Annotated in this window: 13 protein-coding genes; all 13 read left to right on the top strand. The window is 74.7% G+C overall.

All coding sequences use genetic code 11. The features are described from left to right. The first annotated feature begins 188 nt into the window (after positions 1-188). The 13 genes from amrb99_RS04315 (at position 189) to amrb99_RS04255 (ending at position 15,676) form a co-directional block, all read left to right on the top strand. On the top strand, positions 189-3,104 hold the full coding sequence (locus amrb99_RS04315) for a nitrate- and nitrite sensing domain-containing protein (RefSeq protein ID WP_190852497.1): 2,916 nt from the start codon (positions 189-191) through the stop codon (positions 3,102-3,104). Further along, positions 3,101-3,571, top strand: coding sequence for a roadblock/LC7 domain-containing protein (locus tag amrb99_RS04310; protein ID WP_241755227.1), 471 nt, complete (start codon positions 3,101-3,103; stop codon positions 3,569-3,571). Before amrb99_RS04315 ends, amrb99_RS04310 begins: the two co-directional genes overlap by 4 nt. 44 nt (positions 3,572-3,615) lie before the next feature. Beyond that, positions 3,616-3,993, top strand: a complete 378-nt coding sequence (locus amrb99_RS04305; protein ID WP_190852495.1) for a DUF742 domain-containing protein — start codon at positions 3,616-3,618, stop codon at positions 3,991-3,993. Further along, entirely contained in the window at positions 3,974-4,639 is a 666-nt protein-coding gene (locus amrb99_RS04300; RefSeq protein WP_190852493.1) for an ATP/GTP-binding protein, read from the top strand. Before amrb99_RS04305 ends, amrb99_RS04300 begins: the two co-directional genes overlap by 20 nt. Positions 4,640-4,744: 105 nt before the next feature. Next, positions 4,745-7,555 carry a nitrate- and nitrite sensing domain-containing protein gene (locus amrb99_RS04295; protein ID WP_190852825.1) on the top strand — a complete coding sequence of 937 codons (2,811 nt, stop codon included), beginning with the start codon at positions 4,745-4,747 and terminating at the stop codon, positions 7,553-7,555. Further along, entirely contained in the window at positions 7,552-7,995 is a 444-nt protein-coding gene (locus amrb99_RS04290; protein WP_190852490.1) for a roadblock/LC7 domain-containing protein, read from the top strand. The genes amrb99_RS04295 and amrb99_RS04290 overlap by 4 nt, the downstream gene beginning before the upstream one ends. A 23-nt stretch (positions 7,996-8,018) precedes the next feature. After that, positions 8,019-8,540 (top strand): DUF742 domain-containing protein, encoded by a 522-nt coding sequence (locus amrb99_RS04285; protein WP_190852823.1) that lies wholly within the window; start codon positions 8,019-8,021, stop codon positions 8,538-8,540. Then, positions 8,521-9,129, top strand: coding sequence for an ATP/GTP-binding protein (locus tag amrb99_RS04280; RefSeq protein WP_190852488.1), 609 nt, complete (start codon positions 8,521-8,523; stop codon positions 9,127-9,129). Before amrb99_RS04285 ends, amrb99_RS04280 begins: the two co-directional genes overlap by 20 nt. 196 nt (positions 9,130-9,325) lie before the next feature. After that, complete coding sequence (locus amrb99_RS04275; RefSeq protein ID WP_241755226.1) at positions 9,326-10,588, top strand: ROK family transcriptional regulator; 1,263 nt, start codon at positions 9,326-9,328, stop codon at positions 10,586-10,588. Positions 10,589-10,743: 155 nt separating this feature from the next. Continuing rightward, positions 10,744-12,285: a sugar ABC transporter ATP-binding protein gene (locus amrb99_RS04270; protein ID WP_190852486.1), complete on the top strand. Its 1,542-nt coding sequence runs from the start codon at positions 10,744-10,746 to the stop codon at positions 12,283-12,285. Then, positions 12,282-13,316 (top strand): ABC transporter permease, encoded by a 1,035-nt coding sequence (locus tag amrb99_RS04265; protein ID WP_190852484.1) that lies wholly within the window; start codon positions 12,282-12,284, stop codon positions 13,314-13,316. The genes amrb99_RS04270 and amrb99_RS04265 overlap by 4 nt, the downstream gene beginning before the upstream one ends. Before the next feature lie 100 nt (positions 13,317-13,416). Next, positions 13,417-14,481, top strand: a complete 1,065-nt coding sequence (locus amrb99_RS04260) for an ABC transporter substrate-binding protein (protein ID WP_190852482.1) — start codon at positions 13,417-13,419, stop codon at positions 14,479-14,481. A gap of 49 nt (positions 14,482-14,530) precedes the next feature. Then, entirely contained in the window at positions 14,531-15,676 is a 1,146-nt protein-coding gene (locus amrb99_RS04255) for a Gfo/Idh/MocA family oxidoreductase (protein ID WP_347256525.1), read from the top strand. Position 15,677: the final 1 nt, after the last annotated feature.

The raw sequence follows: 15,677 nt of genomic DNA, 5'->3' as shown, positions 1-15,677 counted from the left end.
TCGGCGGGCGAAACAGCAGAGTATGGCCCATCGCCGCCCGGCAACAGGGGGAAATGAAGCAAATGTCCTGATTGTCGATAACCGATTCCGGATCCGAATACGGACGAAAGGGGGAGAAGGGGTTGCGGAGGCGTGACAGGCCGCCCCTATGATCGGGCCACCCTACGTGCCGGAACGTTCGAGGTCCCATGAGAACCGCACGCACGCGCCCGATCCGGTCCAAGGTCGCCGCGCTCCTTCTCGTTCCGCTCGTCTCGCTGGTCGCGATCTGGGCCTACGCCGCCGACATCACCGGCCGCGCCGCCCTCGCCCAGCGGAAGTACCACACGCTGAACGAGCAGTTCGCCGCGTCCGGCCAGGGGCTGCTCGTCGAGCTGGGCAAGGAGCGGCAGGCGTCGGTCGTGTACCTGAGCGGCCCGCGCAAGCCGGCGTCGACGCCCGCGGCCCTCACCGCCCAGCGCGCGCGCCTGGACAAGGCCGTGGCCACCTTCCGCCGCACGTCCACCTCCGACGCCGCGCGCGGCGCCACCACGGCCGAGATGCGGTCGCGGGTCTCGGACGTGCTGAAGGCGCTCGGCGGCCTCGGCCAGCTGCGCGCCGCCGTCGACGCCCGCGCGGTCGACCGGCTGACGGCCGTCAACGACTACAGCAGCATGGTCGACGTGATGCACCGGCTGTACGACAGCCTGATCGTCATCAACGACGCGTCCCTCTACAACTGGACGCTGTCCGACCGCGCCGCCGGGCGCGCGATGGAACTGCTGCAGCGGGAGAACGCGCTGGTCGCGGGCGCGCTCGTCACGCACGGCCAGATGTCCGCCGCCGAGCACCGCACGTTCCTGGAGATGCTCGGCGAGCAGCGCTGGCAGTGGCAGCGGCAGCGGTCGCTGGCCGACCCGAAGGTCTACGCGCGGCTCACCGCGCCGGTGTTCGCCTCGACGCAGTACCACGCGTACAAGGACCTCGAGGACCGGATCGCCGCGCACGACCGCGGGCCGCTGCCGATCAGCGCCTGGCAGTGGCAGGCGACCGCGCAGCCGCTGGTCCTGTCCGTCAACCAGATGATCATGGCGAACACCGATCAGGCCGCCGCGCGCGCCGACCGGCTGGGCCGCGACGCCTACATCCGGCTCGGCGTCGTCGGCGGCGCCGGCCTGCTGGTGATCGCCGTGTCGGTGCTGCTCGCGCTGCGGTTCGGCCGCGGCGTCGTCCGCGAGCTGGTCGGGCTGCGCGGCTCCGCCGAGGAGCTGGCCGACGAGCGGCTGCCGCGGCTGGTCGACCGGCTGCGCCGCAACGAGCCCGTGGACGTCGAGGCGGAGGCGCCCGCGCTGCCGCGCGGCCGCACCAGCGAGGTCACCCGGCTCGCCGAGTCGTTCGCCAAGGTGCAGCGCACCGCGGTGGACGCCGCCGTCGGGCAGGCCGAGCTGCGCGCCGGCGTCAGCCGGATCTTCCTCAACATCGCCCGCCGCAACCAGTCGCTGCTGCACCGCCAGCTGACGATGCTGGACGGGCTGGAGAGCCGCGCCGAGGCCGACGACCTGGAGGCGCTGTTCCGGATCGACCACCTCACCACCCGCATGCGGCGGCACGCCGAGAGCCTGATCATCCTGTCCGGCGCCACCCCGGGCCGCGGCTGGCGGCGCCCGGTGCTCATCGCCGACGTGCTGCGCGCCGCCGTCGCCGAGATCGAGGACTACACCCGCGCGGTCGTGCTGACCGAGTCCGAGGACGGCCTGGTCGGCGCCGCCGTCACCGACGTCGTGCACCTGCTGGCCGAGTTGCTGGAGAACGCGGCGTCGTTCTCCCCGCCCAACACCGAGGTGCGGGTGATGGCCGAGCGGGTCGGCAACGGCTTCTGCGTGGAGATCGAGGACCGCGGGCTCGGCGTGAAGCCGGAGACGCTCGCCGAGATCAACCGGCGGCTCGCCGAGCCGCCGGAGTTCGACCTGGTCGACACCGACCGGCTGGGGCTGTTCGTGGTCGCCCGGCTCGCGGCCCGGCACGGCATCGACGTGTCGCTGCACCGCTCCCCGTACGGGGGCGTGACGGCCATCGTGCTGATGCCGCACGAGCTCGTGGTGCCCGCCGACCGGATGGACGAGGAGGTCGTCCCGCTGGAGGGCGGTCCGGACGCCGCCGCGGCCGAGGTCCCCGCGGTCGAGGCCCCGGCGGACGCCGGCGAGCCCGCTACGGCCGGCGGCGCGGACGCCCCGTCCCCGGACCGCGCCGGCGGCGGGCCGGGCGGCGCCGAGCCCGTCGAGCCGGCCCCCGTGCGGCCGGCGCCGGCCGGCGCCGGGCCGACGTTCATGGGCACCCCGTACACCGACGTCCCGTTCGGCGGGACGCCGCGGCCGGAGGTCGTGACGCGCGCCGAGGTCGTCCCCGACGTCGGGGTGTTCGCGCGCCGGGAGCCCGCGTCCGGCGACGCGCCCCAGCCCGGAATGGAGCAGCCCGGAATGGAGCGGCCCGGCATGCGGCGGCCCGGCACGGCGTGGCCGGAGCCCGTGCCGCTGCGCGAGACGCCGCCCGTGCTGCCGCAGCTCGCCGGCCCGGCCGCCCCGTGGGGCGACCCCGAGGACCAGGCGCCCGCCGCGCCGTTCCGCGGGCCGCGCGGCGGCTCCGTGAACCCCTGGTCTGACGACGCGGACGCCGTGCCGGCGTACGCGTCGGACGATCCGTCCGACGCCGACGGCTGGACGCCCGCGCCGGTCTACGCGCCCGGCGCGCGCACGCCCGGCGGCCCACCGGCGGGCGCCCCCGAGCGGGACGGAGACCCGGGAACGGAGCGCGGTGCGCATCCGGCCGGTGACACGGCGTGGGACGGCGTGGAAGATCGCGGTACCGTCGTCGGCGGCGAGCGCCCTCGGGGCGCGGAGGGCGGCTCTCCCGCCGGGACCCACGCGGGCCTGCCCCGCAGGGTCCGGCAGGAGAACCTCGCGCCGCAGTTGCGCAAGGAGCCGCCGCCGCTGCCTCCGCCGGTCGCCGGCGGTCCCGCCGGCGGGGTCGCGCGGTCCCCGGAGGAGGCGCGCTCGCTGATGGCCTCGGTACAGCAGGGATGGCGGCGCGGCCGCGCGTCCGATGGGGAGGATGAGGGGACCCGATGATGCACAACACGGTCACCGGCGAGCTCAACTGGCTGCTCAACGACTTCGCCGAGCGCGTCGCGAGCGTGCGGCAGGCGGTGATCCTGTCCCGCGACGGCCTCGCGGTCGCCGCGTCCAGCGAGCTCGGCCGCGAGGACGCCGAGCACCTGTCCGCGCTGGCGTCCGGCGTGCAGAGCCTCGCGCGCGGCGCCGGCCGGCACTTCGCGGGCGGCAACGTCCGCCAGACCATCATCGAGATGGACGCGCTGCTGCTGTTCGTCACCGCCGCCGGCGACGGCACCTGCCTGGCGGTGATCGCCGAGGCGGAGGCCGACGCGGGCCTGGTCGCCTACGAGATGGCGGTGCTGGTCAAGCGGGTCGGGCAGCACCTGCAGGCCGCCCCGCGGCACGAGCAGGCGGGCGGCGGCTTCGGCGGCGGTTACACCGGCGGCTACGGCGCCGGGGGAGCGGTCCCGCAGGGCCGGTGACCCGGACGGAGCCCGTCCCGGGGGAGATGTGGGGGTAATGACCGATGAACCCGTCGGCGGAGCGGTGGCTGGACCGGGAGGCCGGCCCGCTCGTCCGCCCCTACGCGCGGACCCGGGGCCGCACCCGTCCCGCGGGTGAGGGCTTCGAACTGATCGCGGTCGTCGCGGCCACCGGCGCGCAGCCGGGCGACCGGCTGCGCTACAGCCCCGACCACGTGCGGATCCTGCGCGGCTGCGCCCGCCCGGTCGCCGTGGTCGACCTGGCCTCGGAGTTCGGGCTGCCGCTCGGGGTCGTCCGGGTGCTGCTCGGCGACCTGCGCGACGAGGGGCTGATCCGGGTGGTGGACTCCGCCGCCCCCGCGGACGGGCGGCCCGGACGGGGCGTCCTGAGGGAGGTCCTCAATGGCCTACGCGCCCTCTGACCCCGGCCCGGGTCCCGGCGGCGGTCCCGGCGCCGGGCTCGCCGCCCGCCCGCTGGTCACCACCAAGATCCTCATCGCGGGCGGGTTCGGCGCCGGCAAGACCACCCTCGTCGGGTCGATCAGCGAGATCCGGCCGCTGCGCACCGAGGAGCCGCTGACCGACCGCGGCGTCGGCGTGGACGACGTGACCGGCGTCCGCGCCAAGTCGACCACGACCGTCGCGATGGACTTCGGCCGCATCACGCTCTCCGACCAGCTGCTGCTCTACCTGTTCGGCACGCCCGGCCAGGACCGGTTCTGGTTCATGTGGGACGAGCTGGCCGCCGGCGCGATCGGCGCGGTCGTGCTCGCCGACACCCGCCGGCTGACCGGCTGCTTCCCCGCGATCGACTACTTCGAGCGGCGCCGCCTGCCGTTCGTCGTCGCCGTCAACTGCTTCGACGGCGCGCGGCGGCACGACCCCCGGGACGTCGCGATCGCGCTGGACCTGGACCCCGGCGTCCCGGTGCTGCTGTGCGACGCCCGCCGCCGCGAATCGGCCAAGGAGGTCCTCATCGCGCTGATGGAGCACGTGCTGAGCTGGCCGGACGCCGACGACCCCGGACATGACGCTCGGTCACCTGATCGTCGCCGTCCCGCGACGTAGTAGAGTCCCGCAGACCCCCGTACATCCCGCATCGGGAGGTTCCCCCCGCATGTCGCATCCCCCATCGCCGAAAGCCATCGATGTGAGCATGGTCCACCTGCCGTGATGGCCTCCCGCTTCTCCTCCATCCGGGCGAGGATCACGCTCCTGGTCCTCGTGCCGCTCCTCGCGCTGGCCGCGCTGTGGATGTTCCTCACCGGGATCACCTACGGCGACGCGCACCAGCTGCTGCAGAGCCGCAAGTTCCAGCAGGAGGCGGTGCTGCCCACGCAGCGGCTGATGAACGCGCTGCAGAAGGAGCGCCGGCTGTCGATGGCGGACGCCGGGTCGCCCCGCTCGGTGAACCCCGACGTGCTGCGCACGCAGCGGCAGGTGACCGACGGCGCCGTCAGGGAGCTGCGCAAGGGCTTCGGGGACGGCGCCCTGCGCGACTCGATCCTGCCCGGCGTCGTCAAGCGGATGGACGACCTGCTGGCCAGGCTCGGCACGCTGGAGACGACTCGCCGCGGCGTCGACGACCGCGCCTCCAGCCGCGCGGACGTGCTCGCCGACTACAGCGGCATCATCGACGCCGGCTTCGCGATCTACAGCGCGACGACGCCCGCGAACGGCACCATCACCGCCGACGCGCGCACGCTCACCTCCGTCGGCCGCGGCCGGGAGTTCCTGTCCCGCGAGGACGCGCTGCTGACCGGCGCGCTCGCCGCCGGGCACCTGAGCGCCGCCGAGCGCGGCGAGTTCGCGCAGCTCGTCGGCGCGCAGCGGATGGCGTACGCGGACAACGTCCCGAACCTGCCGGCCGCCGACCGCGGCCGCTACGAGCGCCTCGTCGCCACCCCGCAGTTCGCGCAGCTGCGCAAGCTGGAGGACGAGGTCATCCGGGGGTCCGAGCAGGTCCGGACGGTCTCGAAGAAGAAGCAGGTCCAGGGCCGGACGGCGACGGGCACGGCGACCGGGCAGGGCGCCGCGTCCGCGACGGGCGCTCGCGGCGGGACCGCCGCGGGGGCCTCCCGCGCCGCGCGGGCCCCGATCGTCGACCCGTCCCAGTGGCGGACGGTCGCCGACGACGCTGACGAGGACCTCTACCACTTCGAGAACCGCACCCTCGACGACATCACCGGCCGGGCGCAGCACATCGCGGTCGGCGTGTTCGTCCGGCTGGGCATCGCGGGCGGCCTCGGCCTGGTCGCCGTCGTGCTGTCCGCCATGATCGCGATCCGGGTGTCGCGGCGGCTGCTGCGCGAGTGCCGCACGCTCGCCGGCGCCGTCGTGGACTTCACCCGCAAGCGGCTCCCGCTGCTGGCCGAGCAGGTCCGCGCCGGGCGCCCCGCCGAGCCCGAGCCGGAGCCCGCCGTCGACTTCCGGATCAGGGAGATCCGGCAGATCGCCGACTCCTTCGACCGGGCCCGCGAGGCGGTGCTGGTGGCCGCGGCCGGCGAGGTCGCGGCGCGGCGCGGGATCAGCGAGGTGTTCGTCAACCTCGCCCGCCGCAACCAGGCGCTGCTGCACCGCCAGCTCAGCCTGCTCGACACCATGGAGCGCCGCACCGAGGACCCGTCGGAGCTGTCCGACCTGTTCCGCCTCGACCACCTCGCGACCCGCATGCGGCGGCACGCCGAGGGCCTGGTCATCCTGGCCGGCAAGACCGCCGGGCGCGGCTGGCGGCGGCCCGTCCCGCTGGTGGACGTGGTGCGCGGCGCGGTCGCCGAGGTCGAGGACTACCCGCGGGTCCGGGTGCAGCCGCTGCCGCGGATCGCGCTGCTCGGCTCCGCCGTCGCCGACGTCATCCACCTGCTCGCCGAGGTGGTGGAGAACGCCACCACGTTCTCCCCGCCGCAGTCGCCGGTGCGGGTCAGCGGGCACCCGGTCGCCAACGGCTTCGCCATCGAGGTGGAGGACCGCGGCCTCGGCATGACCGAGGAGGCGCTGCGCACCGCGAACGCCCGGCTGGACGACCCGCCGGAGTTCGACCCGTCCGACAGCGCGCAGCTCGGCCTGTTCGTCGTGGCGCGGCTCGCCGAACGGCACGACATCAAGGTGACGCTGCGGCAGTCGCCGTACGGCGGTACCACCGCGATCGCGCTGATCCCAGGATCCCTCATCGTGGACACCGCGGAGCAGGAGCCGCCCGCGCGCCGCAACACCGGGCCGATGCGGCTGCCCGCCGCGCCCGCGGGCGCGCTGTCGGCGTCCGCGCGCCCGGCGGTGGAGCAGGGCGGCGTCGTGCGGCTGGTCGCGGAGGCCGAGCCGCTGCGCGCCGATCCCGTCCGGACGGAACCGGTCCGGGCGGAATCCGGGCTCCCCGAGCAGGCCCAGTCCGAGCAGGCACAGTCGGAGCAGGCCGAGTCCGAGCAGGCGGGCGAGCAGGCGCGGGAGGAGGCGTCCGGGCTGACGCCACTGCCGGAGCGCAGGCGTTCCCGGCAGGCCGACCGGCCGCAGCCCGCACCCGAGCCCGCCCCGGCGGACGCGGAGCCCGCGGGGGCGACGGCGGACGGCGGGCTTCCCAAGCGCCGCCGGCAGACGCATCTCGCGCCCCAGCTGAAGGAGCGGGTGGACGCCCATCTGGCCGCGCAGGGGCAGGCACCGCCGCCCGCCGCCGCGACGCCGCCCGCGCAGCAGCAGCCCGCGCAGCCGGAGCCGTCGATGCCGCTGGCCGCCCCCGTCCCCGCCGACGCGTCCCCGCCCGGGGACGCGGGCGCGCCCGCCGGGCCGGCGGACGTCCCGCCCGGCGGCGGGAGCGCTCCACCGGACGTCCCGGACGCGGCGCGCTCGCCCGAGACCATGCGGTCGATGATGTCCGCCATGCAGCGCGGGTGGCAGCGCGGCAGGCGGGAGGCGGCCGACGCCGAGGCGCAGGCCCCGCCCGGCCGCGACGACCACCCCAACCGAGGTGACCAGGAGGACGACGCCCCATGACAGAAGCCCAGCACTCCGGCGCGGAGGCCGCGGGCGGTGCCGGCGGCGAGCTGAACTGGCTGCTGGACAGCCTCGTGCAGCGCGTCGCCCAGGTGCAGAACGCGGTGGTCCTGTCGAGCGACGGCCTGCGCATGGCGGCCTCCCGCGGTCTCGGCCAGGAGGCCTCGGACCACCTCGCGGCCGTCGCCGCCAGCTTCCAGAGCCTGGCCCGCGGCGCGGGCGAGTCGTTCGGCGGCGGCCCGGTCCGGCAGACCATCGTGGAGATGGAGTCGGCGTTCCTGTTCGTCACCGCGGCCGGGCGCGGCGCGTGCCTCGCGGTGCTCGCCGACGCCGACGCCGACCTCGGCATGATCGCCTACGAGATGGCGATGCTCGTCACGCGGGTCGGCCAGCACCTGTCGGCCAACCCGCGGGTGGCCGCGGCCGAGGGCGGCGTGTGACGGTGGACGGGACCGAGGGTTCCGTGCCCGAATGGCCGCACCGGCACGCGGCGGGCGCCACGGCGGGCGCCGCCGGCGGCCCGCCGGGGAACGCCGCGGGGAGCGTCGCGGGCGCCCCGGGCGGCGCTCAGGGCGGCGCCGCGGGCGGAGCGGGCGGGACGGCGTGGTTCGACGACGCCGCCGGGCCCGTCGTGCGCCCCTACGCGCTCACCGGCGGCCGCACCCACTACGAGGGCGTCGAGTTCGACCTCGTCGCGCTGATCGAGGCCGTCGAGCCGCCGGGCGGCGCGGACTCGAACCCGGCGATTCCGGCATCTCCGTGGTCGCCGGAGCCGGAACATGACATGATCCTGGAGCTTTGCCGCACCCCGTTGTCCGTCGTCGAGATAGCGTCGGATCTGGAACTTCCCCTCGGGGTCGTCCGGGTCCTGCTCGGCGACCTGCTCGACCGTTCGCTGATACAGGTCCGGCGCCCCGCGCCGGTGGCGCAGTTCCCGAGCGAGCGCGTACTCAAGGAAGTGATCGATGGAATCCGTGCGCTCTGACGCGGCCGCCCAGGCGGGCGATTCCGCGCTGACCGTCAAGATCCTCGTGGCCGGTGGCTTCGGAGTCGGCAAGACCACCCTGGTGAGCGCGGTCAGCGAGATCCGTCCGCTGCGCACCGAGGAGGCGCTGACCGAGAAGAGCATCGGCATCGACGACACCACGGCGGTGTCGTCGAAGACCACGACGACCGTGGCGATGGACTTCGGGCGGATCACCCTGCCGAACGGCCTGGTGCTGTTCGTGTTCGGCACGCCCGGCCAGGACCGCTTCTGGTTCATGTGGGACGAGCTGGCCAAGGGCGCGCTCGGCGCGGTGGTGCTGGTCGACACCCGCCGGCTGGCCGACTGCTTCGCCTCGGTGGACTACTTCGAGCGGCGCGGCGTGCCGTTCATCATCGGGGTCAACCGGTTCGACGGCGCCGGTCGGCACACCCCCGACCAGGTGCGCGACGCCCTCGACCTGTCGCCCGACATCCCGGTGATCGACTGCGACGTCCGCGACCGCGAGGACGCCAAGCGCGTGCTCATCACGCTCGTCGAGCACATCATGCGCACGATGAGCGGCAGCCGCCAGGCCGTCACCTACTGACGGGCGGGCTGACGGGCAGGGGCGCGCGGGCGCCCCTTCTCGTGACGTCCTGACCCCTGCGGGCAGAGAGCCCCGGACCCGGCACGTTCCGGTCCGGGGCTTTTTCGCGGCCGACTTTGTCCTGTGACAGGAGAAAGTTCGAAAGAGTTGGGTGAAAGGTCTTCTCAAGTCGACAAAAGCCGGTTACGGTCTCCGCATGAGACCGGGGTCACACGGCCCCGGCGCCCCGAACGGCACCCGAGAGGACGGCGTGATGCGCATGCCGGCTCGTCCGCAGAACGTGCATCAGGCACGCCTGCTGCGGCTGCTGCGCGACGAGGGCCCGCGGTCGCGCGCCGAGCTGGGCGACGTCGTCCGGCTGTCGCGCTCGAAGCTGGCCGTCGAGCTGGACCGGCTGGTCGAGCTCGGGCTGGTGGAGGGCGCCGGGCTCGCGGCGTCGCGCGGCGGGCGGCGGTCCGGGATCGTCCGGCTGTCGCCGAGCCTGCGGTTCGTCGCGTTCGACATCGGTGCCACCTCGATCGACGTCGCGGTGACGGACGGCGCCCTGGAGGTGCTCGGCCACGTCAGCGAGGCGTGCGACGTCCGGCAGGGCGCGACGGCGGTGCTGGACCGGGCCCTGGACCTGCTCGGCAAGCTCCGCGACGAGGGCCTGATCCCGCGCGTGCACGGCACCGGGATCGGCGTCCCGGGGCCGGTGAGCTTCCGGGACGGGATGCCGGTCGTCCCGCCGATCATGCCGGGCTGGGACCGGTTCCCGGTGCGCGACGCGATCGGCGCCGAGCTCGGCTGCCCCGTCCTGGTGGACAACGACGTGAACCTGATGGCGCTCGGCGAGCTGCACGCGGGCCTCGCGCGGTCGGTGGACGACTTCCTGCTCGTCAAGATCGGCACCGGCATCGGCTGCGGCATCGTCGTGGACGGCGCGATCTACCGGGGCGTGTCGGGCAGCGCGGGCGACATCGGGCACATCCGGATCGACGACGACGGGCCCATGTGCGCGTGCGGCAACGCCGGCTGCCTGGAGGCGTACTTCGGCGGCGCGGCGCTCGCGCGGGACGCGGAGGCGGCGGCGCGCTCGGGGGAGTCGCCGCAGCTCGCCGCGCTGCTGGACAGCCACGGGGAGCTGTCCGGCGAGTACGTCGCGCAGGCCGCCGCGGCCGGCGACCCGGCGTCGGTGCGGATCATCCGGGAGGGCGGCCGGCACGTCGGGCAGGTCCTCGCCGGGCTGGTCAGCTTCTTCAACCCGGGCCTGGTGATCATCGCCGGCGGCGTCGCCGGGCTCGGCCACACCCTGCTCGCGGAGATCCGCAGCGTCGTCTACCGCCGGTCGGCGCCGCTGGCGACCGGCAACCTGCCGATCGTGCTGTCCGAGCTGGCCGGCGCCGCCGGGGTGGTGGGCGGCGCGCGGCTGATCAGCGACCACGTGTTCTCCCCGCCGCCCGACCCGCGCCCCGCCTGACCCTCCGCCCGCCCCGCCTGACCCTCCGCCCGCCCGCCTGACGCTCCGCCCGCCCCGCCTGACGCTCCGCCCGCCCGGCCCGCGCCCCGCCCGACCTCCGTCCCCGACCCGCGTTCCTCCCGTCACGCGTCCCTCCTGACCCCCGAGGAGGCCCGATGGGCCCGTCCGAACCCGAACCGCTGCTGCGCATGCGCGGCATCGTCAAGCAGTTCCCCGGCGTCCGCGCGCTGGACGGCGTCGACCTCGACGTCCGGGCCGGCGAGGTGCACTGCCTGCTCGGCCAGAACGGCGCCGGGAAGTCGACGCTCATCAAGGTGCTCGCCGGCGCGCACCAGCCGGACGAGGGCGAGATCGCCTTCGCCGGGCGGCCGGCGCGGCTCGCCGGGCCGACCGCCGCGATGCGGGCCGGCATCGCGACCATCTACCAGGAACTCGACCTGGTGGACGGGCTGTCGGTCGCCGACAACATCTTCCTCGGCCACGAGCGCGCGACGCTCGGGTTCACCCGGCGCGGCGACGCCGAGCGGGCCGCGCGGGAGCTGCTCGGCCGGCTCGGGCACGGCGAGATCCCGCCGCGCCGCGAGGCGGGCCGGCTGCCCGCGGCGGGCAAGCAGGTCGTCAGCATGGCCCGCGCGCTGTCGCACGACGCCCGGCTCATCGTGATGGACGAGCCGTCCGCCGCCCTCGCGCACGACGAGGTGGCGAACCTGTTCCGCATCATCCGGGAGCTGACCGCGTCCGGCGTGGCCGTCGTCTACATCTCGCACCGGCTGGAGGAGATCCGCGAGATCGGCGACCGGGTGACCGTCCTCAAGGACGGCCGGTCCGTCGCGAACGGCCTTCCCGCCAAGACGACGAAGACCGACCACATCGTGTCGCTGATGACCGGCCGCGACATCGAGTACGTCTTCCCGGACCGGCCCGCGCCGGACGGCGACGGCGACGCCCCCGGCGGCGCGGCCGAGGTGCTGCGGGTCGAGGGGCTCACGCTGCCCGGCGCGTTCGCGGACGTGTCGTTCTCCGTCCGCGCGGGCGAGATCGTCGGGCTGGCCGGGCTCGTCGGGTCGGGCCGCTCGGAGATCCTCGAGGCGGTCTACGGGGCGCGGCGCCCGGCGCGCGGGCGGGTCCTCGTGGACGGCCGCCCGGTGCGTCCGGGCGACACGGGCGCGGCGGTGCGGCGCGGGATGGGCATGGCGCCGGAGGAGCGCAAGAGCCAGGCGCTGCTGCTGAACGACTCCGTCGCCGGGAACGTGACGGTCGCGGGCCTGCGCCGGTACTCGCGGCTCGGCTGGCTGAACCGGCGCCGCGAGCTGGCGGACGTCCGGGAGCAGATCGAGGCGCTCGACATCCGGCCGCCCGATCCGCGCCGCCCGGTGGTGACGCTGTCGGGCGGCAACCAGCAGAAGGTCGTGCTGGCCCGGTGGCTGGCGGGCGCGCGGAACCTGCGGCTGCTGATCCTGGACGAGCCGACCCGCGGCGTCGACGTCGGCGCGCGCGCGGAGCTGTACGCGGTGATCCGCGCCCTGGCGGCGCGCGGGATCGGGGTGCTGCTGGTGTCCAGCGAGGTGCCCGAGGTGCTCGGCCTCGCCGACCGGGTGCTGGTCGTGCGCGAGGGCCGGGTGGTGCACAGCGGCGACGCCGCCGCCCTGGACGAGGCCGCCGTACTCAACATGATCATGGAAGGGAGCGCGCTGTGACCGAGACGGACGCGGGTGTGCGCGGCGGCCCGGCACGCGGAACGTGGGCGAAGGGGCCGCTCCGGCCGCTGCGGCGCGACGGCGCGGGCCGCGGGCCCGGCGAGTTCCGGCACCTGGGGCTGGTCGCCGCGCTGGCGCTGCTGGCGGTGGTCGGCGTCGTCACCGAGCCCGACAACTTCCCGACCTCGGGGAACCTGGTCGGCATCCTGGCGCTGGCCGCCACCATCGGGGTGATCACGGTCGGCCAGACGTTCGTGATCATCGGCGGCGGGATCGACCTGTCGGTCGGGTCGGTGATGGCGCTCGCCTCGGTGTGGGCGACGACCGTCGCGACGCAGTCGTACGGACCGGCGGTGATGGCGCTGTGCGCGATCCTCGTCGGGACGGGCGCGGGAGTCGTCAGCGGCCTGCTGATCTCCTACGGCCGGATGGTCCCGTTCATCGCGACGCTGGCGATGCTGGTGTCGGCGCGCGGCCTGGCGCAGCGGATGTCGGACCGCAAGACGCAGCTGATCCGGCCGGAGAACGACGCGATCGAGTCGCTGTCCACCACGAAGGTGCTCGGGCTGCCGCTGGTCGTCTACATCTTCGCGGCCGTCGCGGTCGCCGGATGGGTGCTGCTGAACCGCACCACGTTCGGCCGCCGCACGTTCGCGGTCGGCGGCAACCCGGAGGCGGCGCGGCTCGCCGGCATCGACGTCCGGCGGCACACGCTGCTGCTGTACGCGCTGTCGGGGTTCTGCTGCGGCGTCGCCGCGATCATCATCATGGCCCGCACCACCACCGGCTCCAGCACCCACGGCGACCTGTACGAGCTGGACGCGATCGCCGCCGTGATCATCGGCGGGACGCTGCTGACCGGCGGGCGCGGCACCGTCGCCGGGTCGATCCTCGGCGTGCTGGTGTTCACCGTCATCACGAACCTGTTCATCCTGAACGGCCTGCAGACCAGCGACCAGCTCATCGCCAAGGGCGTGATCATCGGGATCGCGGTGCTGCTGCAGCGCCGCGGCCTGCGCTCGCCCACCTGACCCGCTCGCCCCGGCCCACCCGGCCCGCTCATCCGACCTGACCTGCCCGCCCCCGCGGCGCGCCCCCCGCCGCCCCACCCCCGGAAACCAGGAGCACGTCATGCGCGACCAGAGCACCCGCCCCACCCGCAGAGGCGTCCTGTTCGGCGGCGCCGCAGTCGCGGCCGGCGCCCTCGCCACCGCCTGCACCAGCAACAACGAGAAGGACGACCCCGCCCCGGCCGCGCAGGCCGGCGCGCTCGGCGGCGACAACGACAAGCCCGGCAAGCAGGTGACCATCGGGTTCTCCGCGCCCGCCGCCGACCACGGCTGGACCGCCGCGATCGCCAAGAACGCCGAGGCGCAGGCCAAGAAGTACAAGGACGTGACGTTCAAGCCCGTCCAGCCGACCAACGACATCAACCAGCAGATCTCCGCGGTCGAGTCGCTGATCTCGGAGAAGGTGAACGTGCTGGTGATGCTGCCGAACGACGGCGAGCAGCTCAACCAGGTCGCGCGCAAGGCGATGGACGCCGGCATCCCGGTGATCAACCTGGACCGGGTGTTCCCCGACAAGCTGTCGTACCGGACGTGGATCGGCGGCGACAACTACGGCATGGGCGTGTCCGCCGGGCACTACATCGGCAAGAAGCTCAAGGCCAAGGGCGTCTCGAACCCGGTGATCGTGGAGATCCAGGGGATCGCGACGCTGCCGCTCACGCAGGACCGCAGCAAGGGCTTCGCGGACGCGCTGAAGTCCTACGGGTACTCCGTCACCGCCAAGCAGGACGCGAAGTTCACCGTGGAGACCGGCAACCAGGTCGCGTCCAACCTGCTGCAGGCGCACAAGAAGATCGACGCGCTGTGGAACCACGACGACGACCAGGGCGTCGGCGTGCTCGCCGCGATCAAGCAGTCCGGCCGCAAGGAGTTCTTCATGGTCGGCGGCGCCGGGTCCGCCAACGCCATGCGGGAGATCAAGGCGGGGAACGGGGTGCTGGAGGCGACCGTCACCTACCCGCCGACGATGGCCGCGTCCGCGGTCCGGCTGGCCCGGTTGCTGGCGCAGGGCAAGGGCATGGCCGACCTGGTGGAGCTGGAGCCGCCGCAGTCGATCACGCTGGCGTCCGAGACCGTCACCCGGGACAACGTGAGCCGCTACCTGCCGCTCGGCTTCGAGTCCTGAGCGCGGACCGCGCGCCCGCCGGCGACGCCGGCGGGCGCAGTACAGAGAGGTGAGCACATTGACCACCGTCGGAGTCGGGATGGTCGGGCACGCGTTCATGGGGCGCGCCCACTCCCAGGCATGGCGCACCGTCGGGCCGTTCTTCGGCCCGCCGCTGACCCCGGTGATGGCCGCTCTCGCCGGACGCGACGCCGGGCGGGCCGCCGCGGCCGCCCGCACGCTCGGGTGGGCGTCGCCGGAGGGCGACTGGAAGCAGCTGCTGCGCCGCGACGACGTGCAGATCGTGGACATCTGCACGCCGGGCGACGCGCACGCTGAGATCGCCGTCGCGGCGCTGGAGGCGGGCAAGCACGTCCTGTGCGAGAAGCCGCTCGCGAACTCGTCCGCGGAGGCGGAGGCGATGGTCGCGGCGGCCGAGCGCGCGCGCGAGCACGGCATCCGATCGATGGTCGGGTTCAACTACCGGCGCGTCCCGGCGGTCACGCTCGCCCGCGACCTCGTGGCGGCCGGGCGCATCGGGACCGTCCGGCACGTCCGCGCGCAGTACCTGCAGGACTGGCTGACGGACCCGGAGGCGCCGTTCAGCTGGCGGCTGGACCGCGACAGGGCCGGGACGGGCGCGCTCGGCGACATCGGCGCGCACATCATCGACACCGCGCAGTTCATCACCGGGCACGCGCTCGTCGGGGTGTCGGCGGTGCTGGACACCTTCGTCGGGGAGCGCCCGATGCCGGGCGGTGGCACCGCCGCGGTCACGGTGGACGACGCGGCGCTGTTCGTCGGCCGCACCGACGGCGGCGCGCTCGCCTCCTTCGAGGCCACCCGGATGGCGACCGGGCGCAAGAACGCGCTAAGGATCGAGGTCAGCGGCTCGTCCGGCGCGCTGTCCTTCGACCTGGAGTCGATGAACGAGCTGTGGTTCTACGACGGCACCGAGGACGCCGCGACGGCGGGCTTCCGCCGGATCGTCGTCACCGAACCCGTCCACACCTACGCCCGGCAGTGGTGGCCGCCCGGTCACATGCTGGGGTACGAGCACACCTTCACCCACCAGGCGGCCGACTTCCTCACCGCGATCGCGGACGGCGCGGACCCGAGCCCGTCGTTCGCCGACGGCCTGCGGGTGCAGCGGGTGCTCGACGCGGTCGCCGCGAGCGCGGCGTCCGGCGGCTGGACCGACGTCGAGGGGAGCTGAC

Source organism: Actinomadura sp. RB99 (assembly GCF_014706005.1).
Classification (GTDB): domain Bacteria; phylum Actinomycetota; class Actinomycetes; order Streptosporangiales; family Streptosporangiaceae; genus Spirillospora.
The sequence above is the reverse complement of the archived record's forward strand: the minus strand, read 5'-3'. Positions and strand labels throughout refer to the sequence as shown.